Origin of the sequence: Paraburkholderia ferrariae NBRC 106233 (assembly GCF_000685035.1) — a bacterium.
Lineage (GTDB): Bacteria > Pseudomonadota > Gammaproteobacteria > Burkholderiales > Burkholderiaceae > Paraburkholderia > Paraburkholderia ferrariae.
In genome coordinates, this window is the sequence record NZ_BAYB01000012.1 from 118032 (window position 1) to 141941 (window position 23910).

The 23910-nt window shown below is 66.7% G+C and carries 21 protein-coding genes; 8 read left to right on the forward strand and 13 right to left on the reverse strand.

Translation table 11 applies throughout. The annotated features are described in order from the left end of the window. Positions 1-1200, forward strand: coding sequence for a heme biosynthesis protein HemY (locus BFE01S_RS14390; RefSeq protein ID WP_028226124.1), 1200 nt, complete (start codon positions 1-3; stop codon positions 1198-1200). A 128-nt stretch (positions 1201-1328) separates the two neighbouring features. Here BFE01S_RS14390 and BFE01S_RS14395 read toward each other — a convergent pair whose 3' ends face one another. The 3 genes from BFE01S_RS14395 to BFE01S_RS14405 all read right to left on the reverse strand — a co-directional run bounded on the left by BFE01S_RS14395 (position 1329) and on the right by BFE01S_RS14405 (position 4986). Further along, positions 1329-2648: an MFS transporter gene (locus BFE01S_RS14395; RefSeq protein WP_028226125.1), complete on the reverse strand. Its 1320-nt coding sequence runs from the start codon at positions 2646-2648 to the stop codon at positions 1329-1331. Positions 2649-2744: 96 nt separating this feature from the next. Next, a complete protein-coding gene (locus BFE01S_RS14400; protein WP_028226126.1) occupies positions 2745-3503 on the reverse strand; it encodes an SDR family oxidoreductase in 759 nt (252 codons plus the stop codon). Positions 3504-3546: 43 nt separating this feature from the next. Next, complete coding sequence (locus BFE01S_RS14405) at positions 3547-4986, reverse strand: aldehyde dehydrogenase family protein (protein WP_028226127.1); 1440 nt, start codon at positions 4984-4986, stop codon at positions 3547-3549. A 284-nt stretch (positions 4987-5270) separates the two neighbouring features. On the opposite strand from BFE01S_RS14405, the gene ppa reads away from it, so the two are divergent. Beyond that, a complete protein-coding gene (gene ppa, locus BFE01S_RS14410; protein WP_028226128.1) occupies positions 5271-5798 on the forward strand; it encodes an inorganic diphosphatase in 528 nt (175 codons plus the stop codon). Between the two features lie 88 nt (positions 5799-5886). Here the strand turns inward: ppa and BFE01S_RS14415 are convergent, their stop codons facing one another. Together BFE01S_RS14415 and BFE01S_RS14420 are read right to left on the reverse strand one after the other, a co-directional pair. Further along, positions 5887-6234, reverse strand: coding sequence for a GIY-YIG nuclease family protein (locus tag BFE01S_RS14415; RefSeq protein WP_028226129.1), 348 nt, complete (start codon positions 6232-6234; stop codon positions 5887-5889). 52 nt (positions 6235-6286) lie between these two features. Continuing rightward, positions 6287-7459: a GNAT family N-acetyltransferase gene (locus BFE01S_RS14420; protein WP_028226130.1), complete on the reverse strand. Its 1173-nt coding sequence runs from the start codon at positions 7457-7459 to the stop codon at positions 6287-6289. A 201-nt stretch (positions 7460-7660) separates the two neighbouring features. On the opposite strand from BFE01S_RS14420, the gene BFE01S_RS14425 reads away from it, so the two are divergent. Both BFE01S_RS14425 and BFE01S_RS14430 read left to right on the forward strand, forming a co-directional pair. Then, positions 7661-9751: an NAD(+) synthase gene (locus tag BFE01S_RS14425; RefSeq protein ID WP_028226131.1), complete on the forward strand. Its 2091-nt coding sequence runs from the start codon at positions 7661-7663 to the stop codon at positions 9749-9751. A gap of 73 nt (positions 9752-9824) precedes the next feature. Further along, a complete protein-coding gene (locus BFE01S_RS14430) occupies positions 9825-10163 on the forward strand; it encodes a P-II family nitrogen regulator (protein WP_028210523.1) in 339 nt (112 codons plus the stop codon). A gap of 167 nt (positions 10164-10330) precedes the next feature. On the opposite strand, the gene BFE01S_RS14435 is transcribed toward BFE01S_RS14430, so the two are convergent. From BFE01S_RS14435 to BFE01S_RS14455, 5 genes are all read right to left on the reverse strand, one after another. Next, positions 10331-11482: a porin gene (locus BFE01S_RS14435; protein ID WP_028226132.1), complete on the reverse strand. Its 1152-nt coding sequence runs from the start codon at positions 11480-11482 to the stop codon at positions 10331-10333. Between the two features lie 715 nt (positions 11483-12197). Next, complete coding sequence (locus BFE01S_RS14440) at positions 12198-12980, reverse strand: ABC transporter ATP-binding protein (protein ID WP_028226133.1); 783 nt, start codon at positions 12978-12980, stop codon at positions 12198-12200. 20 nt (positions 12981-13000) lie between these two features. Then, positions 13001-13723 (reverse strand): ABC transporter permease, encoded by a 723-nt coding sequence (locus tag BFE01S_RS14445; protein WP_407668212.1) that lies wholly within the window; start codon positions 13721-13723, stop codon positions 13001-13003. Between the two features lie 28 nt (positions 13724-13751). After that, entirely contained in the window at positions 13752-14441 is a 690-nt protein-coding gene (locus BFE01S_RS14450; protein ID WP_028226135.1) for an ABC transporter permease, read from the reverse strand. Positions 14442-14486: 45 nt separating this feature from the next. Further along, positions 14487-15263 (reverse strand): ABC transporter substrate-binding protein, encoded by a 777-nt coding sequence (locus BFE01S_RS14455; protein WP_028226136.1) that lies wholly within the window; start codon positions 15261-15263, stop codon positions 14487-14489. A 440-nt stretch (positions 15264-15703) separates the two neighbouring features. Here BFE01S_RS14455 and BFE01S_RS14460 point away from each other — a divergent pair, with 440 nt between their 5' ends. Further along, a complete protein-coding gene (locus BFE01S_RS14460; RefSeq protein ID WP_028226137.1) occupies positions 15704-16402 on the forward strand; it encodes a pirin family protein in 699 nt (232 codons plus the stop codon). A gap of 231 nt (positions 16403-16633) precedes the next feature. On the opposite strand, the gene BFE01S_RS14465 is transcribed toward BFE01S_RS14460, so the two are convergent. Beyond that, entirely contained in the window at positions 16634-17179 is a 546-nt protein-coding gene (locus BFE01S_RS14465) for a periplasmic heavy metal sensor (RefSeq protein WP_028226138.1), read from the reverse strand. A 238-nt stretch (positions 17180-17417) separates the two neighbouring features. On the opposite strand from BFE01S_RS14465, the gene BFE01S_RS14470 reads away from it, so the two are divergent. Both BFE01S_RS14470 and BFE01S_RS14475 read left to right on the forward strand, forming a co-directional pair. Further along, the gene (locus BFE01S_RS14470; protein ID WP_028226139.1) at positions 17418-18149 is read left to right on the forward strand and encodes a response regulator; all 732 of its coding nucleotides are present in this window, start codon (positions 17418-17420) and stop codon (positions 18147-18149) included. Further along, positions 18133-19485, forward strand: a complete 1353-nt coding sequence (locus BFE01S_RS14475; protein ID WP_028226140.1) for an ATP-binding protein — start codon at positions 18133-18135, stop codon at positions 19483-19485. Before BFE01S_RS14470 ends, BFE01S_RS14475 begins: the two co-directional genes overlap by 17 nt. A 41-nt stretch (positions 19486-19526) precedes the next feature. On the opposite strand, the gene BFE01S_RS14480 is transcribed toward BFE01S_RS14475, so the two are convergent. Next, on the reverse strand, positions 19527-19793 hold the full coding sequence (locus BFE01S_RS14480) for a double-stranded DNA-specific endonuclease (RefSeq protein WP_028226141.1): 267 nt from the start codon (positions 19791-19793) through the stop codon (positions 19527-19529). A 205-nt stretch (positions 19794-19998) separates the two neighbouring features. Then, a complete protein-coding gene (locus BFE01S_RS14485; RefSeq protein WP_028226142.1) occupies positions 19999-21678 on the reverse strand; it encodes a sensor domain-containing diguanylate cyclase in 1680 nt (559 codons plus the stop codon). Between the two features lie 462 nt (positions 21679-22140). Here BFE01S_RS14485 and BFE01S_RS14490 point away from each other — a divergent pair, with 462 nt between their 5' ends. Further along, positions 22141-23904 carry an ABC transporter permease gene (locus BFE01S_RS14490; RefSeq protein WP_028226143.1) on the forward strand — a complete coding sequence of 588 codons (1764 nt, stop codon included), beginning with the start codon at positions 22141-22143 and terminating at the stop codon, positions 23902-23904. The last annotated feature ends 6 nt before the right edge of the window (positions 23905-23910 follow it).

The following is a 23910-nucleotide window of genomic DNA, read 5'->3' on the forward strand; positions in this document are numbered from 1 at the left end:
ATGGCGATCCGTGGACTCCTGTGGCTTGCCATCCTGTTCGTCATTGCCGTTGCGCTTGCAACGGTAGGGCGCTTCGACGCCGGGCAGGTGGTGTTCGTCTATCCGCCCTACCGCGTGGATGTGTCGCTGAACCTCTTCATCGTCGGCGTGGTGGTGGCCTTCCTGCTGCTCTACGCGATCCTGCGCTTCGTGCGCAACGTCGTGACCATGCCGCGCCGCGTGGCGGCCTACCGCGCCCGCATGCGCACGGAGAAGGCGAATGCGGCGCTGCGCGACGCGGTGGGCAATCTCTACGCGGGCCGCTTCTCGCGCGCCGAGAAGGCCGCGCGCGACTCGCTCGCCGAAGAGAAGAACCAGGGCGCCGCGGGCCTCATTGCCGCGAGCGCCGCGCACCGCCTCCATGAATACGCGCGCCGCGACGAGTGGCTCGGCCAGGTCGAAGATCCCGAACTGCAGGAAGCGCGCCTCATGGCGACCGCCGACATGCGGGCCGACGGCCGCGACGCCGACGGCGCACTCGCTGCGCTCACCGAAATGCGCACGCAGGGCGGCCGCCGCATTCACGCGCAGCAGATCGCGCTGCGCGCGCAGCAGCAACTGAAGAACTGGAGCGAAGTGCTCAAGCTCGTGAAGACGCTGGAAAAGCGCGAGGCGCTGCACCCGGCCGTGGCCGTGCGGCTGCGCCAGCTTGCGGCGGAGAACCTTCTGCGCGACCGCCGTCACAATGCCGATGCGCTGCTGGAACTGTGGCACGCGCTCTCGCCCGTCGAGCGTCATTCGCCGCGTCTGGCCGACTGCGCCGCCGAACTGCTGATCGCGCTCGATCGCCAGAACGACGCGCGCAAGATCGTCGAAGAGGCGCTGGCGCAGAACTGGGACGCGCGCCTCCTGCGCCGCTATCCGGACACTTCGGGCAGCGACGCGTTGCCGCTCATCCAGAAGGCGGAGGCGTGGCGCAAGGACCGCCCCGAAGACGGCGACCTGCTGTTCGCGCTGGGGCGCCTGTGCCTGAAGCAGCAGCTCTGGGGCAAGGCGCAGTCGTTCCTCGAGGCGGCGCTCAAGTCGGCGGATGCGACCCGCAACGAGCCGCTCAAGATCCGCTCGCATCGCGCGCTCGCGCGCCTGCACGAGCAACTGGGCGACAGCGGGAAGGCCGCGAACCACTATCGCGAGAGCGCGCTTTCGATGAACGTCGTGTGAGTTCGAGACCACCCGGAACGCGCGCGAGCGCATTCATCGCGCTTTGAAGGAATAACGGCCGCTGCAAAGCGGCCGTCGTCTTTTGTGCTCGACGAGCACTCGACGAAGCGCGCAGGCGCAGCGCGGCTTCAGCGGTTCACGAGCTTCGCCGGCGCGGAAAGCGCAAGCAGCCCGCCCAGGATCATGAACGCCGCGAGCATGTACATCCCCGAATCGTTGGCGCCCGTCGCCTGCTTGAGCCAGCCCACGGCATAGGGGCTCAGGAAACCCGCGAGATTGCCGATCGAGTTGATGAGCGCGATGCCCGCCGCCGCGCCGGTGCCCGCGAGCCACGCGGTAGGCAGGCTCCAGAAGAGCGGCAGGGTCGTGAGGATGCCGATGGTGGCGAGCGTGAGCGCGGCCATGGCGAGCGTCGTGTCGTGCGCCCACGCCACCGAGAGCACGAGGCCGAGCGCGCCCACGGCCGCCGGAATCGCGATGTGCCAGCGCCGCTCGCGCGCGCGGTCGGCGCTCCTCGCCACCAGCACCATGCCGATCACGGCCGCGGCGAACGGTATCGCCGAGAGCAGGCCGATGGTGAGCGCGTCCTTCACGCCCGTGGCCTTGATGATGGTGGGCAGCCAGAAGCTCACGCCATAAAGCCCCATCACGAACGAGAAGTAGGTGAGGCTCATCACCAGCACGCGCGGGCTCGAAAAGACGGTGCGCAGGGGCGGGTCTTCCTTGGTGGCGTTTTCGGCGGCGATATTGCGTTCGAGCAGCGCGCGCTCCTCGCCGGAGAGCCACTTCGCGTTGCCGATGCGGTCGTCGAGCACGAGAAACACCAGCACGCCCACGATCACCGAGGGCACGCCTTCGAGCAGGAACAGCCACTGCCAGCCCTGCCAGCCGTTCATGCCGTCGAAGGACTTGAGTATCCAGCCCGAGACCGGGCCGCCCACCACGCCCGAAATGGCGATGGCGGTCATGAACCACGTGGTCATGCGCCCGCGCCGGTGGGCCGGATACCAGTAGGTGAGGTACAGGATGATGCCGGGGAAGAAGCCCGCCTCGCACACGCCCAGCAGGAAGCGCATGACGTAGAACATGGCGGGTGTGGTGACGAACATCGTGAGCATCGAAACGAGGCCCCACGTGATCATGATGCGTGCGATCCAGACGCGTGCCCCCACGCGATGCAGGATCATATTGCTTGGCACTTCGAAAAGAAAATAGCCGATGAAGAAGATGCCGGCGCCGAAGCCGTACACCGCATCGGAGAGGTTGAGCGCCGCGCTCATCTGCAGCTTGGCGAAGCCGACGTTCACGCGGTCGAGGTAGGCGACCACGTAGCAGAGCATGAGGAGCGGAATGAGGCGCCACGCGACCTTGCGGTAGGTGGCTTCTTCGAAGGCGGACGGCGGCGTGCCGGCGCCTGCCTGCGGCGCGTGGTTTGCTGGACTGGCCATAGGGTCTCCTGTCTTTCTTGTGATGAGTGTCGGGTCGCTGGCGCGACCATTCTATCCGTGCTGCAAGATGTGTCGGAGTGGGGGGTGGCGGTCGTATCAGACGCAGCGTCCGCCGTCCACTTCGATGCAGGTGCCGGTGATGAACGCGGCTTCGTCGGAGGCGAGGTAGAGGCACGCGTTCGCCACGTCCTGCGGCGTGGAAAAGCGGCCGAGCGGAATGCCCGCGATGAAGCGCTGGCGGTTCTCGGGCGTATCGGGCACGCCCATGAATTCGGCGGTGAGCCCGGTGTCGCCGATCACGGGATTCACGCAGTTCACGCGGATGCGATCGGGCCCGAGCTCGGCCGCAAGCGCCTTGCTCGCGACGATCATTGCGCCCTTGCTGCCGTTGTACCAGACGAGCCCGGGGCGCGGCCTCACCCCCGCCGTCGAGGCGATGTTGACGAACACGCCGCCGCCCTGTGTGCGAAAGTGCGGCACGAACGCCCGCACGCTCCAGTAGAGCCCCTTCACGTTGACGGCATAAACGCGGTCGAATTCGGCTTCGGTCACGTCGAGCACGGGCTTGTTGCGATGCGTGGTGCCGGCATTGTTCACGACCACCTGCACGCTGCCGAAGTCGTCGAGGGCCGCGTCGCGCAGGGCGCGCCAGTCGGCCTCGCGCGCGATGTCGCCGGCCACCGCAATGGCCTTGCCGCCCGCGAGCGCGATTTCGCTCGCCACGCGCTGGGCGGCTTCCTCGTCGAGATCGTTGACGACCACGTTCGCGCCTTCGCGCGCATAGGTCTTCGCGATGCCTTCGCCAAAGCCCGAGCCGGCGCCGGTGACGACGGCCGTCTTGTCCTTGAGTCGCATGGTGTCTCCGTTTCGTTATAAGAACGTGCCGCAGAGCGCCGCCTCAGCCGTGGCGCAGGGCGATGGTTTTGAGCACCGTGAAGCCATAGAGGGCCTCGAAGCCTTTCTCGCGGCCGTGGCCCGATTGCCCGGTGCCGCCGAACGGCAGTTCGACGCCGCCGCCTGCGCCGTAGTTGTTGACGAACACCTGGCCCGCGCGCACGCGGCGCGCGATGCGCAGCTGGCGCGCGCCGTCGCGCGTCCACACGCCGGCCACGAGGCCGTAGGGCGTGCCGTTGGCGAGTGCGATGGCTGCGTCTTCGCCTTCGAACGGCATGGCCGCGAGCACCGGGCCGAACACTTCCTGCTGGGCGAGCCGGCTTTGCGGCGGCACGTCGCGCAGCAGGGCGGGGACTTCGTAGTAGCCCCCGCGCGGTGCGCCGGCGACAAGGCGACCTCGCGCGAGGGTGGGGATGCCTGCGCTGTGCGCTTCGTCGAGAAAGGCGCGCACGCGCTGCCGCTGCTTTTCGCTGATGAGCGGCCCGCAGTCGAGATCCGCCGGGGCGGGGCCGACCCGGAGGGCTTCGAAGGCAGCCGCGAGCCGTTCGAGCAGCGGCTCGTAGGCCGCGCGCTCGATCAGCACGCGGCTGCCTGCCGAGCAGGTCTGCCCGGCGTTCTGCACGATGGCGCCCACGAGAAAGGGCAGGGCCTGGTCGAAATCGGCGTCGGCGAAGACGATCTGCGGAGACTTGCCGCCCAGCTCCAGCGTGACCGGCACGTAGTGTTCGCCCGCCATCTGGGCGACGAGCCTGCCGGTTTGCGGCGAGCCCGTGAACGAGATGTGGTCGATGCCGGGGTGCGAGGCGAGCGCCGCACCCGCTTCGTGGCCGAGGCCCGTGACGATGTTCAGTGCGCCCGGCGGCAAGCCGGCTTCCTGCGCGAGCGCGGCGACCCGCAGGAGCGAGAGGCAGGCGTCCTCGGCGGGCTTGACGACGCACGCGTTGCCCGCGGCAAGGGCCGCGCCTGCGCTGCGGCCGAAGATCTGCATGGGGTAGTTCCAGGGCACGATGTGGCCCGTCACGCCGTGCGGCTCGCGCACGGTCAGCACGGTGTAGCCGGCCTGGTAGGGGAGCGTTTCGCCATGGAGCTTGTCGGCGGCGCCGGCGTAGAACTCGAAATAGCGCACGAGTGCGGCGGCGTCGGCGCGTGCCTGTCTGAGCGGCTTGCCGGTGTCGCGCGATTCGAGTTGCGCGAGGGCCTCCTGGTCCCGCGCGACGAGCAAGCCAAGGCGGGCGAGGACACGGCCGCGTTCGGCGGCAGAGAGGGCGCCCCAGGCGCCTTCGTAGGCGCGGCGCGCGGCGTGCACGGCGCGCTCGATGTCGGCGGCGGTGCCGCGGGCGATCCGCGCGAACGCCTCGCCATCGGAGGGGTCGATCACGGCGAGGGTTGCGCCGCTTGCCGGTGCGCACCACGCGCCGTCGATGAAGTGCTTCGCTTCGTCCATGCCTGCGCCTCGCTGCCAGGGAAAACGCAAAACGGGAAACGTCGCTGGATCGGGCCGCTGCCCGGGATGAGGGCGGAGCCGTGCCAGCCGGGCCATTATCGCGCTATTCGCAGCGTGCTACACGGGTTTGGGCGGGGCCGCAGCCGGGGGCGCCGCGCCCGATTGGCTATAATGGCGCCATCCTCTAACGTCCGGTTTCCGCGCCGGCGCGCCTTGCCTGCAGGGTGCGCACGAAGCAGGTAGCGCGCGGATGCGCCGGTTTTCCCTTTGAACTGAGAGCGCCCATGAGCTTCGCAAACGTCCCCGCCGGCAAGGATTTGCCGCAAGACTTCAACGTGATCATCGAGATCCCCGCGCAAAGCGACCCGGTGAAGTACGAAGCCGACAAGGATCTGGGCCTGCTCGTCGTCGACCGCTTCGTCGGCACGGGCATGCGCTATCCGGTCAACTACGGCTTCATCCCGCAAACGCTCTCGGGCGACGGCGACCCGGTCGACGTGCTCGTGATCACGCCGTTCCCGCTGCTGGCGGGCTCCGTGGTGCGTTCGCGCGCGCTCGGCATGCTGCAGATGACCGACGAGTCGGGCGTCGATGCCAAGCTGATCGCCGTGCCGCACGACAAGGTCTGCCCGATGACGGCCGGCATCAAGTCGCTGGACGACGTGCCCGAGTACCTGAAGGACCAGATCAAGCACTTCTTCGAGAACTACAAGGCGCTCGAAAAGGGCAAGTGGGTCAAGATCGAGGGCTGGGTGGGCATCGACGCCGCGCACAAGGAAATCACCGACGGCGTCGCGAACTTCAAGAAGTAAGCTGCGTGCCGCTTCTTGCGCGCTCGGGCGCGTGAAAAGCGGCACCGCGAACGAAGCCGCACGGGTTCTCCGGCCCGTGCGGCTTTTTTCATGGGGCGTCGGCCGCTTCCGGCGTTGCATCAGGGTCGGCGTCGGCTTCGATCCCGGGACCCGGCGCAGGTGCTGGCGCAGGCAGCACCGATTCGAGCGTGCGCGCCCCCGCCGCGAGGGCGCGCTTTTCCTGCGGCTTGAGCCGCTTCACCCAATACTCGGCGCGCGACGCCTCGGCCCGCCCGGCCAGCTCGAACGACGCGAGCACCTGCACCGGCTTGCGCGAGCGCGTATAGCGCGCGCCCATGCCGCTCGCATGTTGTTCGAAGCGCGCGGCGACATCGACGGCAATGCCGGTATAGACGCTGCCGTCGTCGCATTCGAGCAGATAGAGAAACCACGGCATCAGGCGTTTTTCGGGCACGGGCGGCGAGCGGGTCACGAAGGGTCGCGAAGGGTCACGAACGAAACGGATTATGCTCGTTCAGCTCGTGAACGTAGGCATGAATGTGGTTGGTTTCGCTTTCGAGAAAGCGCGCCACCGCATCGGCGAACGCGGGATGCGCGAGCCAGTGGGCCGAGCGCGTGACGGTGGGCATGAAGCCGCGCGCCATCTTGTGCTCGCCTTGCGCGCCGCCCTCGAATACCGCCAGCCCTTCTTCGATGCAGAACTCCAGCGGCTGATAGTACGCGGCTTCGAAGTGCAGGCACGGCACGTGTTCGAGCGCGCCCCAGTAGCGCCCATATAGCGTGCCGCCCTTGCCGTTTTCCCCGCGCTGATAGACGACGAGCGAACTCGCGATCGGCTTGCCCTCGTATTCGGCGATCACGAGCAGGAGGTTCTCCGGCATCGACGCCCCGATCATGCGGAAGAAGTCGAGGTTCAGGTACGGCGTCGAAAAATGCTCGCGGTAGGTCTGCCGGTAGCAGCGGCTGAAGAAGCGCCAGTCTTCGTCGCGGATCTCTTCGCCGCGCACGCGCCGCATCGTCACGCCTGCGTCGCGCACCTTGCGCCGCTCCGCGCGAATGTTCTTGCGCTTCTTCTGCTCGAGCGTCGAAAGGAAGTCTTCGAAGTCGCGGTAGCCGTCGTTGAGCCAGTGAAACTGCACGCCTTCGCGCAGCATCATGCCGAGGTTGGTCAGCGCCTGCGCGTCTTCCTCGGTAGGGAACAGCACGTGCAGGGACGACACGTCCGCCTGCTCCGCGAACGCAAGTAGCGTGGCGGCCAGATGGCGGCGCGCGGTGGCGTCGGCGCAGATCAGCCGCGTGCCTTGCACCGGCGTGAACGGCACCGCGCACAGCAGCTTCGGGTAGTACTCGATGCCGTTGCGCTTGTACGCGTCGGCCCAGGCCCAGTCGAACACGTATTCGCCGTACGAGTGCCCCTTCAGGTACACGGGCGCTGCCGCAGCAAGGCGTCCCGTGCGCGTGTCGGTGAGGGTGACGAACTGCGGAGCCCAGCCTGCATCGGGCGTGGCGCAGTGCGTGGCGTGCAGCGCCGTGAGGAATTCGTGGCGCAAAAAGGGCGTGGGCTGCCCCTGGCGCGCGAGCAGCGCGTTCCATTCGGCTGCGTCCACCTCGGCCGGTGAGCCGAGTATGCCCGTGCGATAATCGAAATGTTCCTGTTTCAACTTGCGTGCCTGTCCGATTAGGCGTGGCGCCGCGCTCCTGGCCTGCCTTGCCCGTGCATCGGCAAGCGCCGGCGGGCAGCGCGGCAAACGGTCATGGTAAAGCAAACGCCCCGAACGGGTGAGGGCCGCCGCGCCGCGCGAGCGCAGGCAGACGGCCCGCTATCGACGAAGGCCGCGCGGCGTGCCTCCAGGGTTATCGAAATGAAAGAGCGCTTCTTCAATCTCTACACGCATGGCTTTGCGCGCGTGGCCGTGGGCGTGCCGCGCTGCCGCGTGGCCGACCCGGCCTTCAACGCGGGCGAAACGCTCGCGCTCGCCCGCGAGGCCGCCGAAAAAGGCGCCGCGCTCGTGGCCTTTCCGGAGCTGGGTCTCTCCGCCTATACCTGCGACGATCTCTTTCACCAGCAGGCGCTGCTCGACGCGTGCGAGCACGCGTTGCAGACGCTCGTTGCCGGGTCGGCCGCGCTGCCGCTCGCGATGATCGTCGGCCTGCCGGTGCGCGTGGGGCAGACGCTCTTCAACTGCGCCGCGGTGGTGGCGGGCGGACGCATCGCGGGGGTGGTGCCGAAGAGCTATCTGCCGAACTACGGCGAGTTCTACGAGCCGCGCCAGTTCAGCGCCGCCGATTGCGCGCGCACCGACACGGTGCGCCTCGCCGGCGAAGACGTGCCGTTCGGCGCCTCGCTGCTTTTCGACGTGCCTTCGGTTGCGGGCCTGCGCTTTCACGTGGAAATCTGCGAGGACGTGTGGGTGCCGATCCCGCCGTCGTCGTTCGCGGCGCTCGCGGGCGCTTCGGTGCTCGTGAATCTTTCGGCGTCGAACGTGGTGGTGGGCAAGGCCGGCTATCGCCATCAACTCGTTTCGCAGCAGTCGGCGCGGTGCCTTGCCGCTTATCTGTACACCTCGGCGGGCCAGGGCGAATCGACGACCGACATGGCCTGGGACGGCCAGGCGCTCGTGTACGAGAACGGCGAACTGCTCGCGCAGTCGGAGCGCTTTCTCGACGATTCACACCTCATCGTCGCCGATGTCGATCTGCAGCGCCTCGCGCAGGAGCGCATCCGGCAGACCACGTTCGGCGACTCGATTCGCCGCCATCACGACGAGATCACGAAGTTTCGCGTGATTCGCTGCGCGGTGCCGCAGCAGGGCGCGTGGGACGCGCCCGACCTGCCGCTCGTGCGCCGCGTGGAGCGCTTCCCGTACGTGCCGGCTGATCCGAAGCGCCGCGACGAGCGCTGCAACGAGGTCTACAACATCCAGGTGCAGGCGCTCGTGCAGCGGCTTTCGCAGGCCGGCATCAAGAAGGTGGTGATCGGCGTGTCGGGCGGGCTCGATTCCACGCATGCGCTGCTCGTGTGTGCGAAGGCGATGGACCGGCTCGGCCTGCCGCGCGCGAATATCCTCGCGTACACCATGCCGGGCTTCGCGACGAGCGAGCGCACGCTGCGCCAGGCGCGCCAGTTGATGGAACTCGTGGGCTGCACGGCGAAGGAAATCGACATTCGCAAGAGCTGCATGCAGATGCTCGAAGACCTCGGTCATCCGTACTCCGAAGGCAAGGAAAGCTACGACATCACCTTCGAGAACGTGCAGGCCGGCGAGCGCACGAATCACCTGTTCCGCCTCGCGAACTTCAATCATGCGATCGTGATCGGCACGGGCGACCTGTCCGAGCTTGCGCTCGGCTGGTGTACCTACGGCGTGGGCGATCACATGTCGCACTACAACGTGAATGCGAGCGTGCCCAAGACGCTCATCACGCACCTCGTGCGCTGGGTGGCGGAAACCGGCCAGATCGGCGAGAGCGGCTCGGACGTGCTCGAAGCGATTCTCGACACCGACATCAGCCCCGAGCTGATTCCCGGCAAGGCCAACGGCGCGCCCGAGCAGAAGACCGAGAGCGTGATCGGGCCGTACGAATTGCAGGACTTCAACCTCTACTACACGCTGCGCTTCGGCTTTACGCCCGCGAAGGTCGCGTTCCTCGCGCAGCATGCCTGGGGCGACCGGGAGAAGGGCGCCTGGCCCGAGAACACGAAGGTCGCGCGCAACCAGTACGAGCTTGCGGCGATCAAGCGCAATCTGCGCATCTTCCTCGACCGGTTTTTCCGCCAGAGCCAGTTCAAGCGCACCTGCATTCCGAACGCGCCGAAGGTGGGATCGGGCGGCTCGCTCTCGCCGCGCGGCGACTGGCGCGCGCCGAGCGATTCCGGGTCCGCCGTGTGGCTCGCGGATCTGGAGCGGGTGCCGGACACCGCGAATCCGCCGCAGGCGTCGGCTGCACCGTGAGCGCAGCGTAGAATCCTGCTTATTGCTTTCGATTTTTCGACAGACACCAACCCGATACGAGACGAGGTCCGCCATGAAACGCATTACTGCCGTCATCAAACCGTTCAAGCTCGACGAAGTGCGCGAAGCGCTCGCCGAAGTCGGCCTGACGGGCCTGACCGTCACCGAGGTCAAGGGCTTCGGCCGCCAGAAGGGTCACACCGAGCTGTACCGCGGCGCGGAATACGTGGTCGATTTCCTGCCCAAAGTGAAGATCGAAGTGGTGGTGGCGAACGCCCAGGCCGACCAGGTGATCGACGCGATCATCGGCGCGGCGCGCACCGGCAAGATCGGCGACGGCAAGATTTTCGTGACCGACGTCGAGCGCGTGATCCGCATCCGCACGGGCGAAGAGAACGAAGCGGCGGTCTGACGCCAGCCGCCGCAAAACCGTTGCATCAATAGAAACGGGCCGCTTGCGCGGCCCGCGTCGAGAATAAAAAACGGTGCGGATACCCTTTCGGACACCGCACCGATACGCGCCTCTCGCAGCAGCGTGAAAACGTCTAACCAGATGACTGTTCTGTCTGCACTCGTCGATTAGAACGAGTGCTGGATGCCTGCGTACACACCGGTCTGGCTGTGGCCAACGAGCGGGTTGCCGGTTGCAGCCGACGTGCCGTAGTTGTTGGCGTTCAGGCCGTAGTTCGCGGTCTTGCTGTTCTGCACGGTCGCGACCTGGAGGTCGAACAGGGTGCGCTTCGAGATGTTGTACGAACCGCCGATCGTGTAGAGCGTGGCGTTACCCGCGCCGTTGTTGCCGTTCACGTGGTACACCGCCGCGATCAGGGCTGCTGCCGGCGTGGCTTGCCACGTCACACCGCCCCATTCGTGGTCGAGCGCGGTCGGCTGGCCGATCAGCTGGCCGTTCATGCCCGAAGTGCGCAGGGCTTCGAAGCCGCCCTGGACCTTGAACTGGCCGAGGAACACGTTGACCATCGCCATGTAGTCGCGACCGAACGCGTACACGCCCTGGCCCGTGTTGCCCGAGTTGATGCCGGTCGGATCGTAGGCGCCGCCGAGCGTACCGTTTGCCGGGTTGCGGATTTCGTCATACAGGCCGCGAACCTGGAACAGCGAGCTCGTGTACGTCAGCTGGAGACCGTCTTCACGACCTTGTGAGGTCGTGCCGTTGCCGTTCCAGCTCGTGGCGTTCGAGAGCGAGTACTGGCCATACAGATCGAAGCCATACCACTTCGGCGACTGATACGACACGTTGTTGCTCGACTGCGGCCAGTTACGACCACGCACGAGCGACGCCGACGACCAGTTCGACTGACCGAACGGGTCGAAGTCCCAAATGCCGTTCGAGATGAACAGTTCGCGGCCGAGCAGCAGCGTACCGTAGTTGTCGTTGGCCATGCCGACGGTTGCCCAGCGATTCCAGATCGAGCCGGCCGAGCCGAGCGAGCCGGTTGCCGTGCTGAAGCTGCCTTCCAGCTGGAAGAGAACCTTATTGCCGCCGCCGATGTCTTCGACACCCTTCAAGCCCCACAGGCTGGTGCCCCAGTAGCCGCTTTCGAGCAGCACCTGGCTCTTGCCTGCCGTGGCGGCGCCGGTGCCGCCGCCAGTTCCGATGCCGTTCATGTACGCCACACCAGCGTCAAGGCGGCCATAGAGCGTCACGCTGCTTTGTGCATGCGCGACCACCCCAGCCGACATCAGTGCTGCGGCGAGCAAAGCTTTCTTCATCTTCTCCTCCATACCCTGTCAAAGAGTCAACCTAAGTACTGCGAAAGACGTCCGCGCGTGTGAGGGCGCAACGAACAGAAATCGTAGTCACGTGAGGGAGCTACTACCCTGGGGCCCGAGGTGCTGGCTGCAATGCAGCCCGACAACCTGTTCGAGTAGTCTGGCGGGTCCCCTGGTTGACTGGCATCTCCCGTTCTTTTTGAAGTGAAACTACTTTTAATACACTTTGTTTTGCTACTTTGGTTACTAATTTAGCAAAAAAGGGCGGCGGTGGCGAACGAAATCGTTGACGCCCCGGGGTGTGTCGTCAAATTGCAATATGCTGTTGCCAGGGGAGGTCCCAGGTCTCTCAAAAAGGAGGCGTAAAGCCTTGTCGGACAAGGGACTCAGGTTTGCTCCAGGACGATCTTCAGGATTGCCACTATTGACGGAGAAAAACGTCAGGAGTAAAGCGAAAACGGCCTTCGGAATGCCGAAAAAGTGGGATTGAAGATTGCTTTGGAAGAAAAAAGAAAAGGCGCTGAAAGCGCCTTGAAAAACTACATTTACTACATGACCCGGCAGACGTCGTTGCCGCGCAACGCCTGGCGTCCTGGTCTCGCGTCCGGGCCCGGTGTGTCTTGAAGGCCAACTTCAAAGCCAACTTAAAAGCCAACCTCAAGGCCAACCTCGGGGCTAACCTCAAGGCTAACTCCGGGCCTGCCTCCGAAGCCGCTTACTTGAGGCTCCCCGAAATGAATTGCCGCAGCCGCTCGCTCTTCGGATTGCCGAAGACTTCGGCCGGCTGCCCTTCTTCTTCCACGCGCCCCTGGTGCAGGAACATCACGTGATTCGAGACGTTGCGCGCGAAACCCATTTCGTGCGTGACGACGATCATCGTGCGGCCTTCCTCGGCAAGCTTCTGCATCACCTTGAGCACTTCGCCCACGAGTTCGGGGTCGAGCGCCGAAGTGGGTTCGTCGAAGAGCATCACGTCCGGGTGCATGGCGAGCGCGCGCGCAATCGCCACGCGCTGCTGCTGGCCGCCCGAGAGATGCGATGGGTACTGGTTCTCCACGCGCGGCGCGAGCCCGACCTTTTCGAGGTATTCGCGCGCGCGTTCCCCGGCTTCCTTGCGCGGCATGCCCAGCACGTGCACGGGCGCTTCCATGACGTTCTCCAGCACCGTCATGTGCGCCCACAGGTTGAAGTGCTGGAACACCATCGCGAGCTTCGTGCGCACGCGCTGGAGTTGCTTCGGGTCGGCCACCTGCAGCGCGCCGGTGCGGCTGTCGGCACGCGTGCGCACTTCCTCGCCGTCCACGAAGATGCGCCCCGCGTTGGGCTGCTCGAGGAAATTGATGCAGCGCAGCATCGTGCTCTTGCCCGAACCGGACGAGCCGATCACGCTGATCACATCGCCGGCATTCGCTTGCAGCGAAACGCCCTTGAGCACTTCATGGTCGCCGTACTGCTTGTGCAGGGCATCGACGAAAAGCTTTTGCTTCTGGGAATTCATCTGGGTCATGGGTAGCGGGCTCACTTGCCTTGCGGTCGCAGGTATGCGAGCCAGCGGCGCTCGGCCTGGCGGAAGAGCCACACGAGCGTGAACGAAATGCTCAGATAGAGCAGGGCGGCAATGCCGAACGCGGTGAAGGTCTGGTAGGTCGCCGAATTGACGTCGCGCGCGATCTTCAGGATGTCGGGCACGGTGGCCGTGAACGCCACCGTGGTCGCGTGCAGCATCAGGATGACTTCATTGCTGTAGTACGGCAGCGCGCGGCGCAGGGCCGAAGGCAGGATTACGCGCCGGTAGAGCGTGAACGGCGACATGCCGTACGCGCGCGCCGCCTCGATCTCGCCATAGGGCGTGGCCCTGATCGCGCCCGCGAAGATCTCGGTCGTGTACGCGCAGGTGTTGAGCGTGAACGCGAGCAGCGTGCAGTTCATGCCGCTGCGGAAGAACGCGGCGGTCAATTCGTGGTTGCGCACGATCTCGAGGCTGTAGAGGCCCGTGTAGCAGAGCAGCAATTGCACGTAGAGCGGCGTGCCGCGGAAGATGTAGGTGTAGAGCCACACGAGGCCGGAGAGCCACTTCTTCTTCGAGACGCGCGCCACCGCGAGCGGCACCGAGAGGCAGAAGCCGAGTCCGATCGACACCACGAGCAGCCACAGCGTGATGGCGACGCCGGTGAAGTGGTAGCCGTCGGTATAGAGGTAGCTTTGCCAGTACTGCTGGACAAGCTGGATCAGGTCTTGCATGTTGTTCGCCTTGTTGTTCCGGATCCGCTTACAGGTCCGCGCGGCGCACGCCGGTGGAGTAGCGCTTGTCGAGGTACATCAGCACGAAGTTCGACACCGTGGTGATGACGAGGTAGATCGCGCCCGCGAGCAGCGTGAAGAAGAAAAAGCGCAGCGTGCCCTTGCCGGCGTCCTGGCTCGCCTTGACGACGTCGGCGAGCCCGATGATCGAGACGAGCGCCGTCGATTTCACGAGCACCTGCCAGTTGTTGCCGATGCCCGGGAGCGCGAAGCGCATCATCTGCGGGAACATGATGCGGCGAAACACCTGCCAGTTCGTCATGCCGTAGGCGTGGCCGGCTTCGAGCTGGCCGCGCGGCACCGCGAGAAAGGCGCCGCGGAAGGTTTCCGTGAAGTAGGCGCCGTAGATGAAGCCCAGCACGATCACGCCCGCGACGAACGGGTCGATGTCGATCTGGTCCCAGCCCAGCATATCGGTGAGGTCGTTCAGCCAGATCTGCAGGCTGTAGAAGAGCAGCAGCATCAGCACGAGGTCCGGCACGCCGCGGATCAGGGTGGTGTAGACGGTGCCCGCGCCATGGGCGACGCGGTTCTTCGAAAGTTTCGCCGCCGCGCCGATGAGCCCCAGCACGAACGAGAGCACGAGCGAGAGCACCGAGAGCTTGACGGTCTGCCAGGTGCCGGCGAGGATCAGCGGGCCGTAGCCTTGAAGAAACATGGGTGGGTCCTTGACGGGGCGCGCGCCGCGCACCTTGATCGGGTGCTACTTGCCTTTGTAGATATCGAAATCGAAGTACTGCTTCGCGATGCGGTCGAACGTGCCGTCCTGGTGGATCGAGGCCAGCGCCGCGTTGAATTGCGCCTTGAGATCCGTATCTTCCTTGCGCAGGCCGATGGCCGTGCCGTCGCCGATCGTCTGCGGGTCTTCCACGGCCGGGCCGGCCCAGGCGTAACCCTTGCCGCGCGGCGTCTTGAGGAAGCCGAAGTCGGCCTGCACCTCGTCTTGCAGCGTGGCGTCGAGCCGGCCCGACATCAGGTCCTGATACACCTCGTCCTGGTTCTGGTACGACACCACGTTCACGCCCTTGCCTGCCCAGTGCGCCTTCGCATACGCCTCCTGGGTCGAACCCTGCTCGACGCCCACGTTCTTCCCCTCGAGCGATGCCGGGGTGGGCAGGAGCGGCGAGCCGGCCTTCGCGAGCATGCGCGCGGGGGCGTCGAACATCTTGCCGGAGTAGTCGATCTGCTGGCGGCGCTGGTCGGTGACGCTGAGCGACGAGACGATCGCGTCGAACTTGCGGGCCTTCAGCGCAGGGATGATGCCGTCGAGATCGTTCTGGACCCAGACGCACTTGACGTTCATGCGCGCGCACAGCGCTTTCGTGAGATCCACGTCGAAACCGACGATCTGCCCGTTCTGCGCAACCGACTCGAACGGCGGGTAGCTGGCGTCCACGCCGATGCGAACGGTCTTCCACTCCCTGGCGGCGGCGCTGCCGGCGACGAGCGCGAGCGCCGCACACACTGCGAACTTCTTCATCTTTCTCCTGATACGGACGGCGCGTGGCGCGCCTCGCGGGGCGGCCCCGCCAGGTGGCCGGGCCGCTCTGCAAGGCGCTGCCGCCGCGCGGCCTGCCGGCTTGTGGCCGGCCGCCGCCATTCTAGGCGATCAAAAATGTGGGTCGGACGGACGGCGTCGCCTGGGCGGGACGGCCCGCGCCCGGTGCGGCGCCGGTACGGGGACGGCTCGCGGGGCGCGCTGGCCGAAAAGCGCGGTATTTTACCCGAAGCCGGGGGGCATGCCAGTTTATTGGGCAGTATGGGGCGGTACGGGGCAGGAATGCCACAGTGGAAGAACGCCCGGCGCCTCTTGACGCCGATTGCCGCTGCCAGCGAAACGATCCGGTGCGCCGGTGCCGATTGTGGTGTGCACGCTTCGCCCTTACCTTCGGGTATCGCAACGAAACACGGGAGATTGCCATGCTTGCCATCCGCCGCTCCGACGAACGGGGCCACGCCAGCCACGGCTGGCTCGATTCGTTCCACAGCTTTTCCTTCGCCGATTACCACGACCCGGAACACGTCCACTACGGCGCGCTGCGGGTGCTCAACGACGACCGCATCGCCGGCGGCCAGGGCTTCGGCGCCCACGGTCACCGCGACATGGAAATCGTCACCTACGTGCTCTCGGGCGGCCTTGCGCACCGCGACAGCATGGGCAACGGCTCGACCATCCGCCCGGGCGACGTGCAGCGCATGAGCGCCGGCACCGGGGTGATGCACAGCGAGTTCAACGCGTCGCGCGAGGAGGAAGCCCATCTGCTGCAGATCTGGCTGCTGCCGCGCGAGCGGGGCGGGGCGCCGGGCTACGAGGAAAAGCGCTTCGCCGACGAGGACAAGCGCGGCCGGCTGCGCGTGGTGGCCTCGCCCGACGGGCGCGACGGCTCGGTGACGGTGCAGTCCGACGCGTCGATCTACGCGGCGCTGATCGACGGCGACGAGCGCGCGGTGTACGCGGTGCCGGCCGGGCGGCGCGTGTATGTCCACGTGGCGCGCGGCGCGCTGGACGTGAGTGGGGCGCGCCTCGAAGCCGGCGACGCGGCCATGATCGAGGCCGAGGCAGCCGTGGCGCTCGCAAACGGCAAGCAGGCCGAAGTGCTGCTGTTCGACCTGGCCTGATCTCGCCGGGCCGGGCTCGGTAGACAAGCCGGGCAAGCGCGCCGGGCAAGCGCACCGGGCAGGCACACCGGGCAGGCCAGCCAAAGAAAAAGCGCCGCGGGTTCGCCCCGCGGCGCTTCGTCATTGTGCGGCTCCACTGCCGGTCCAGCGGGCCGCACGACCGGTCCGGCATGCTCCGCCGGCCGGTTTGCTGCCGTCCCGGGCGGCGCGCCCGCCGCCCGGGACTGACACTTACTGCGCTGCGGCCGGTGCCGACGCGGCGCCGTGGTGCTGCCAGTGCTGGAGCAGCTTTTCGCGGCGCTGCTCCATCTTCGCGAAATGCTCCTTGAGCGCCGTGCTGACCGTGGTCTTCTGCTGGTCGTTCAGGCCGTTGTAGAACGAGAGCCAGGCCTGGGCATTCTGCTCGCGCAGTTGCGCGCTTTGCTGCTCGGCCTGCTGGTGAGCCGCGTGCAGCGCGTTCAGGTCGAGGATCGGCTGGTTCTTCTGCGCTTCGAACTGCTGCTTGAGCTGTTCGTGGATCTTGCGCATCTGCTCGTGGTTCTGCTTCATCGTGTCGAGCGCGGCTTGCCACTGCTTTTCCTGATCGGCGTTCAGGTTCAGCTTGTCGTGCAGCTTCTTGAAGCCCATCATGAAATCGCCGTGGTGCATGGCGTGCATGCCGGGACCGCCGGGACCGCCGGGACCGCCCGGGGGCGGCGTCTGGGCGTGGGCTGCGCCCATGGTGAGCGCGAGCGATGCGGCAGCAATCGCGAGAATGCGCGAGGTCTTCTTGTACATGGTGATGCTCCTGACAAATCCGTGAAGGGTTTTATCCGGTGAGGCGCGGCGCTCCCTGGCAAGTGCTGCTGTTTCCGCATCCGGTGTCCCTAGCGTATCGGTCGGTCTCATCTGGCGTGTTACGTGGCGAGCCCGTGTCATTACGCGACATTACACCCGCCTTTCGTCGTAACACCCCGTAACCCAAAGTGCCCCTCCGTAAAGAAAGGGCCCCGGCGCGCGCGTTAAACTTCGTCCCATGGCTACTCAAATTCTTGTCGTCGACGACGACCTCGAACTCCGCGACCTCCTGCGCGACTATCTGGCGCGCCAGGGCATGGAAGTGTCCGTGCTGCACGATGCCGGCTCGCTGGAGCGGCGGCTCGAGCGCGAACGCCCCGATCTGATCGTGCTCGACCTGATGATGCCGGGCGTGGACGGGCTCACCGCGCTGCGCAAGCTGCGCGCGTCCGGCGACGACATTCCGGTCATCATGCTCACCGCGCGCGCGGACGACGTGGACCGCATCGTGGGCCTCGAACTCGGCGCCGACGACTACCTCGGCAAGCCGTTCAACCCGCGCGAGCTGCTTGCCCGCGTGCAGGCCGTGCTGCGCCGCCGCCGCACGGTACCGTCGGCCGCCGCGCCCGAGCAGCGCGAGCCGTTTTCGTTCGGCCGCTTCATGCTCGACTTCCAGTCGCGCACGCTGCAGCAGGAAGGCAAGCCCATCATGCTGTCGGGCAGCGAGTTCGCCCTCCTGAAGATTTTCGTCAACCATCCCATGCGCACGCTGACGCGCGAGCGCCTGCTCGAACTGCTGCACGGTCCCGAATACGACGGCACCGACCGCGGCATCGACGTTCAGGTGTGGCGTCTGCGGCGCATTCTCGAATCCGATCCGTCCACCCCGCGTTTCATCCAGACGGTGCGCGGGCGCGGCTATGTGTTCGTGCCGGACGGAGAGCAGGCCAACCATGCGCCAGCCGGTTGATTCGCTGTTCGGGCGCCTCACGCTGCTTTTCGTGGGTGTCCTGCTGCTCTCGCATGTGGCGTGGTTCGCGCTGATGCGCCTCGAGCGCAGCCAGATGCAAACGCGCTATGCGGTGGAAGAGGCGGCATTCCTCGTCGATGCCGTGCGTCAGCACGTCGCGCGCGAGCCCGACCAGCCGCTGCCGTCGCGCGTGCAGCTCGTCGAGCCGGCGAGCGCCGCGGTGCCCCCGGACAACGCCGACCTCCCCGAGCCGCTGCGCCGCTTCGTCGACGACGTGCGCGAGCGCATGCCGGCCGGCACCGACGTGCGCATCGGGCCGCCGGGCCGGCCGCCCACGCTGTGGGTGAAGGGTCCGCAGGACGCGCGCTGGATCGTGGTGCCCGTGCAGCCGCTGCGGCCCATGCGGCCCACGATCGACCGGATGATTCCGTGGCTGCTGATCATCTTCTCGGCCGCGGTGATCGCGGCGCTGGTGGCGGCGTGGACGCTGCAAAAGCCGCTGAGCCTGCTTGCCCAGGCCGTGGCGCGCTTCGGGCGGGGCGAGCCGGTGCCGCCGGTGCGCGAGCGCGGGCCGCGCGAGCTGCGCCTGCTCACGCGCGGCTTCAACCAGATGGTGACCGAGGTGGAGCGCAACGAGCACGACCGCGCCGTGATGCTGGCCGGCGTCGCGCATGACCTGAAGACGCCGCTCGCGCGCCTGCGCCTGCGCGCGGAAATGATGGACGAGGCCCGCGCGCGCGACGGCGTGGTGCGCGACGTGGACTCCATGGCCCATATCGTCGATCAGTTCCTCGTGTTCGCGCACGACGGCGCGGACCGCAGCGAGCCGGTCGAAGTGGACGAGCAATGCGAGCGCATCGTGCGCAACTATCGAACGATGAGCGCGATGCGGGCATTCGGCTCGACGGCCCAGGCCGCCGAAAGCCCGACCATCCAGATGCGGCTGACTGCCGGCAGCGACTTCCGGCTGCCGGCCGCAACGCTCGACCGGGTGGTGTCGAACCTGCTGGACAACGCGCATGCGTACGGCGCGCCGCCCGTGGTCATCGAAACGGAGCGCAGCGCCGAAAGCTATACGCTGACCGTGCGCGATCACGGCAAGGGCATTGAGACCCAGGACCTCACGCGCGCGAGCCGGCCCTTCGTGCGGCTCGACCCGGCGCGCGGCGGCAACGGGCACAGCGGCCTCGGCCTCGCCATCGTCGAGCGGCTGGTGCGGCGCGCGGGAGGCGAACTGGAGATCGGCAATGGCGAGGGCGGTGGCCTCGCCGTGCGGATGACGTTCCCGGTGGAAGTAGTGCAGCGTACCGTCGCCGAAGCGGCGCACGCGTGGTGACGCGCCGCACCCCGGGCTGAGGCGCGAGCCAGGCGGCCGCGTTACGCGGAGAAGAGCGTGTCGAGCGCGGCGGCGGCTTCGCTGTCCACGGTGTTGTAGGTGACGGTGTCGGCCTCGAAGATATAGTGCGTCGTGTACTTGCCGAGACGCGCCAGGATCTCTGCCTGGATCAGTTCGGGGGCCGCTTCGAGCTTCAGATACCACGTCGTCGAAGAGAGCCGCGTCTGGAACGCGCCGTATTCGACCATCAACTGGTCGAACGCGTGAGCATCCTGATCGCGGCAGACGATGACCAGATTCCCCTTCATGCATACCTCCGGATTGAGCGAAACGGCGCGGTTCGCGCGTTTCTACGCTTCAAGAGCGCGCCATGCTGCAGCGCGGGCGTTTGTCCGATGATACCGCTTAGTGGCCGATTCATTGGGCGGCCGATTGTCCAAGGCTTTGGCCGGAGGGCGTATTGACCGCATCGTGCCGTGCCGTCCGGATAGCGGCCGGAGCCGGACGCGCAGCCTACCAGGTCTCGGCCGTGGCGCGCGGCGGCACGGCGCCGTCGGCGGGCATGGCCTCGCAGCGGTCGCGCCCGCCCGCCTTGGCCATGTAGAGCGCGAGGTCGGCGCGGCTCATCAGCCGCTCGGGCTGATCCTGCGAGGCCGCCAGTTCCGTAATGCCGATGCTCACGCTCAGGTTCGATCCCGCAGGCAGCTCGGCGCAGGCATTCGCCTTCACCTTCAGACGCAGGCGCTCGATCACTTCGCGGCCGGTCGAGAGCGAGGTGGCGGGCAGCAGGATGCCGAACTCCTCGCCGCCGAGGCGCCCGACCGCGTCGTCGGCGCGCAGCTCGGCGCGACAGGTCTCCACGAAATGCTTCAGCGCCCGGTCGCCGGCCGGGTGGCCGAAGCGGTCGTTGATCTGCTTGAAGTAGTCGAGATCGGCGATCGCCATGCACAGCGGCGTGCCGCTCGCATAGGCGCGGTCGATCTCGCGGCGCAGCAGGTCGAGGAAGTAGCGCCGCGAGAGCGCGCCCGTCAGCGCATCCAGGCGGGCTTCGGCGGCCAGCAGCGCGTTGGCGGACTGCAACTGCTCGGCGAGATCGCGGCTCGCGCGGTGCAGCCGCCGCTCGCGCACCCACGACACCGAGATCACCGCCGCGAGCGCCGCCGTGCCCGTGAGCGTCAGGAAAATGAGGAAGCGGTCGCGCTGCCGGTTCGCGAGCAGTTCGGGCCAGGCATTGATGGGGTCGACCAGGTGCGCGGAGAGCCCCGAATTGAGGCCGCCGCGCGATTCGTAGAGCGCGGGTGCGCGCTGGCCGGGCAGATCGACCATCTGCGAGGCTTCCCCGCGCGGCATCCACGGCGCTTCCTTGAGCGCGCTGGCTGCGGCCGAGCGCAGCGAGATTTCGGCGAAGCGCTCGCGCAGATAGGTGTTCACGCGGTCCACGGCGTTCATTTCCTCGACGTGGGAGCCCGGCAGCGCCAGGCCTTCGAGCGCGCTGTCGTGCGACATGATGACGACGCCGTTGCTGTCCGAGACGAAGGTGCCCGGGCGCGTGACCCAGTGGCGCAGCCGCGAAATGCTGACCTTGGCCACCACGGCGCCGACCAGCATGCCGTCGTCGTAGGCGGGGGCGGCCACGAAGATGCCGGGCTCGCCTGTGGACATGCCCACGCCATAGGCTTCGGAAAACGCGCCGAGCAGGGTGTCGCTCAGGTAGGCGCGCGCGCGCATGTCCACGCCCACGTAGGAGAGCTTGTCGAGCGCGTTGCTGGAGGCGACGCAGATGCCGTTGGCGTTGACGATCCAGATGGCGTCGAGCCCGGAGAAGCCCTGGGCATCGTGCAGGAAGCGGTCCACGCTCAGCAGCGCGGGAATGCTCTGGAGTTCGGTGCGCCGCTCCAGTTCCGTCGACTGGGGCGAGGCCGCGTAGCGCGCCGACTCGGTGAGCGCCTCCTGCACCACGCGCGTTTCGGCCATGGTGGCGGGAATCGCGCGCGACATCGAGAGGTCGCTCGCGATCACCTCCGCCATGTTGTCGACGACGGAGCGCGAAAGCTGCCGCTGGACGGTGAGCGCCGTATTGAGTTCCTGCCGGACCATACGGTCGGCAAGGAGCCCCGCTGCGGCCCAGCAGACGACCACCACGGCCATCACCCCGAGGGGTCCGGCTGTCTGACGCAAGAGTCTCCTGTTCATCGGCCTTGGGTGTCGTGGATGGGCGTGGATTCGTGCCGGGGGCTGGGCCGGCTGGCGCCGCGAGGCGAGCCACGATTTTACCCCTCGAAAACGGTGCTGCGATCCCCCGTTGAGTGGGCGAGCCGGCACTTCGCGCGATGTCGGGGTGCCGCGCGGGGGCATGGCCGCCCGAGCTGTGGTGCGCGCGCGACGCCCGGGCGAGGTTGTGCCTGTCACAAAGGTTGTAGTAGTGTCGTGCCGTTCAAATCAGGGCAAGCCTGTCCGAGGCCGAAGCCGGCCTGCGAATGCTGGCTTTTTGCCGTAGTCCTCTCACGCGGCGGCCCGGCCGCCGACGCCTGATCAACGCCAACGAGTCTGAGTACCCATGCGCCTTGCCTTCCCCAATGTGTCCTTGACGGACCGTGCGCCCGAATTCGATGGCCTGGATGCCAGTTGCATAACGATCTGCCGGAGAGATGCCTGATGGAATTCGGTTTCAACCTGAACCGCACGGCCAACGCTTCGGCGTGGCGCGTGCTGCCCAATCGCTGGGACTTCGTCGCGTTTCCGCTCATCATCTGCCTGATCGCGATGGCGGCCATCGGCTTTCATCAGACGCTCGCGCCGATGTCCACGCTCAAGACCCAGGCCATCTCGCTCGACCCGCGCATGCTGCCTGAGTACGCCATGCGCACCACGCTGCGCATGCTCGCGGCGATGGTGGCGTCGCTCGCCTTCACGCTGGTTTACGGCACGCTTGCAGCGAAGAGCCGCCGCGCGGGCCAAGTGCTGGTGCCGATTCTCGACATCCTGCAGTCGGTGCCGGTGCTGGGCTACATCTCGTTTACGGTCACCTTCTTTCTCTCGCTCTTTCCCGGCCGCGTGCTGGGGGCCGAACTGGCCGCGATCTTCGCGATCTGGACGAGCCAGGCCTGGAACATGACCTTCAGCTTCTACCAGTCGCTGCGTACGGTGCCGCGCGATCTGGACGAAGTGTCGAAGGGCTTTCACCTCACCGCGTGGCAGCGCTTCTGGAAGCTCGAGGTGCCGTTCTCGATGCCGGGCCTCATCTGGAACATGATGATGTCGATGTCGGGCGGCTGGTTCTTCGTGGTCGCATCCGAAGCCATCACGGTGGGCAACAACACGATCACGCTGCCGGGGGTGGGCGCGTATCTGGCCCAGGCCATCAGCGACAAGAACCTCGGGGCGGTGGGCTGGGTGATTCTCGCGATGACGGTCGTGATCGTCGCCTACGACCAGTTGCTGTTCCGCCCGCTCGTTGCGTGGGCCGACAAGTTCCGCATGGAAAACACGAGTTCGGGCGACGCGCCCGAGTCGTGGCTGCTCGACCTCGTGCGCCGCACCCACCTCATCCATCAGTTGCTCGTGCCGGTGGGCTGGTGCTTCTCGAAGGCCGCGCGCGTGCCGCTCAAGCTGCCTTCGTTCCCCGTGGTCGAGCGCGCCGCGCCCGCCGCACCGGGCAAGGGCACGCTGCGCTCGCGCATCGGCGACATCGTATGGGCGGTCTTCGTGATCGCGCTCACCGTGTACGTGGTGTGGCGCGTGGTGGCCTATGTGCGCACGGGCGTCACGCTCGACGAAGTGGGCCACGTGCTCGTGCTCGGCCTCATCACGCTCATCCGCGTCATCTTGCTGATTGCGATTGCCTCGGTGATCTGGGTGCCCATCGGCGTGCTGATCGGCCTGCGCCCGGCGCTCGCCGAAAAGATCCAGCCGCTCGCGCAGTTCCTCGCCGCGTTCCCGGCGAACCTGCTGTTCCCGGTGTTCGTGATCGTGATCGTGAGGTTCCACCTCAATCCCGACATCTGGCTTTCACCGCTGATCGTGCTCGGTACGCAGTGGTATATCCTGTTCAACGTGATCGCGGGCGCGAGCGCCTACCCGAACGACTACCGCGAAGCCGCGACGAACTTCCGCATCCGCGGCTGGCAATGGTGGCGCAAGGTGATGCTGCCGGGCATCTTCCCGTACTACGTGACCGGGGCGATCACGGCGTCGGGCGGCGCATGGAACGCGAGCATCGTCTCGGAGTTCGTTCAGTGGGGCGACACCAAGGTCGAGGCGCACGGTCTCGGCGCCTACATTGCGCAGACCACGGCGGCCGGCGACTTTCCGAAGATCATTCTGGGCATCGCGGTGATGTCCCTGTTCGTCACGATGTTCAACCGCCTGCTGTGGCGCCCGTTATATGCTCACGCCGAAGCCAAACTCCGGCTTGACTGATTGAAA

Coding starts and splice junctions, on each gene's coding strand:
- BFE01S_RS14390 (WP_028226124.1), top strand. CDS start 1: ATGGCGATCCGTGGACTCCTGTGGCTTGCCATCCTGTTCGTCATTGCC.
- BFE01S_RS14395 (WP_028226125.1), bottom strand. CDS start 2,648: ATGGCCAGTCCAGCAAACCACGCGCCGCAGGCAGGCGCCGGCACGCCG.
- BFE01S_RS14400 (WP_028226126.1), bottom strand. CDS start 3,503: ATGCGACTCAAGGACAAGACGGCCGTCGTCACCGGCGCCGGCTCGGGC.
- BFE01S_RS14405 (WP_028226127.1), bottom strand. CDS start 4,986: ATGGACGAAGCGAAGCACTTCATCGACGGCGCGTGGTGCGCACCGGCA.
- ppa (WP_028226128.1), top strand. CDS start 5,271: ATGAGCTTCGCAAACGTCCCCGCCGGCAAGGATTTGCCGCAAGACTTC.
- BFE01S_RS14415 (WP_028226129.1), bottom strand. CDS start 6,234: ATGCCGTGGTTTCTCTATCTGCTCGAATGCGACGACGGCAGCGTCTAT.
- BFE01S_RS14425 (WP_028226131.1), top strand. CDS start 7,661: ATGAAAGAGCGCTTCTTCAATCTCTACACGCATGGCTTTGCGCGCGTG.
- BFE01S_RS14430 (WP_028210523.1), top strand. CDS start 9,825: ATGAAACGCATTACTGCCGTCATCAAACCGTTCAAGCTCGACGAAGTG.
- BFE01S_RS14435 (WP_028226132.1), bottom strand. CDS start 11,482: ATGAAGAAAGCTTTGCTCGCCGCAGCACTGATGTCGGCTGGGGTGGTC.
- BFE01S_RS14440 (WP_028226133.1), bottom strand. CDS start 12,980: ATGAATTCCCAGAAGCAAAAGCTTTTCGTCGATGCCCTGCACAAGCAG.
- BFE01S_RS14445 (WP_407668212.1), bottom strand. CDS start 13,723: ATGCAAGACCTGATCCAGCTTGTCCAGCAGTACTGGCAAAGCTACCTC.
- BFE01S_RS14450 (WP_028226135.1), bottom strand. CDS start 14,441: ATGTTTCTTCAAGGCTACGGCCCGCTGATCCTCGCCGGCACCTGGCAG.
- BFE01S_RS14455 (WP_028226136.1), bottom strand. CDS start 15,263: ATGAAGAAGTTCGCAGTGTGTGCGGCGCTCGCGCTCGTCGCCGGCAGC.
- BFE01S_RS14460 (WP_028226137.1), top strand. CDS start 15,704: ATGCTTGCCATCCGCCGCTCCGACGAACGGGGCCACGCCAGCCACGGC.
- BFE01S_RS14465 (WP_028226138.1), bottom strand. CDS start 17,179: ATGTACAAGAAGACCTCGCGCATTCTCGCGATTGCTGCCGCATCGCTC.
- BFE01S_RS14470 (WP_028226139.1), top strand. CDS start 17,418: ATGGCTACTCAAATTCTTGTCGTCGACGACGACCTCGAACTCCGCGAC.
- BFE01S_RS14475 (WP_028226140.1), top strand. CDS start 18,133: ATGCGCCAGCCGGTTGATTCGCTGTTCGGGCGCCTCACGCTGCTTTTC.
- BFE01S_RS14480 (WP_028226141.1), bottom strand. CDS start 19,793: ATGAAGGGGAATCTGGTCATCGTCTGCCGCGATCAGGATGCTCACGCG.
- BFE01S_RS14485 (WP_028226142.1), bottom strand. CDS start 21,678: ATGAACAGGAGACTCTTGCGTCAGACAGCCGGACCCCTCGGGGTGATG.
- BFE01S_RS14490 (WP_028226143.1), top strand. CDS start 22,141: ATGGAATTCGGTTTCAACCTGAACCGCACGGCCAACGCTTCGGCGTGG.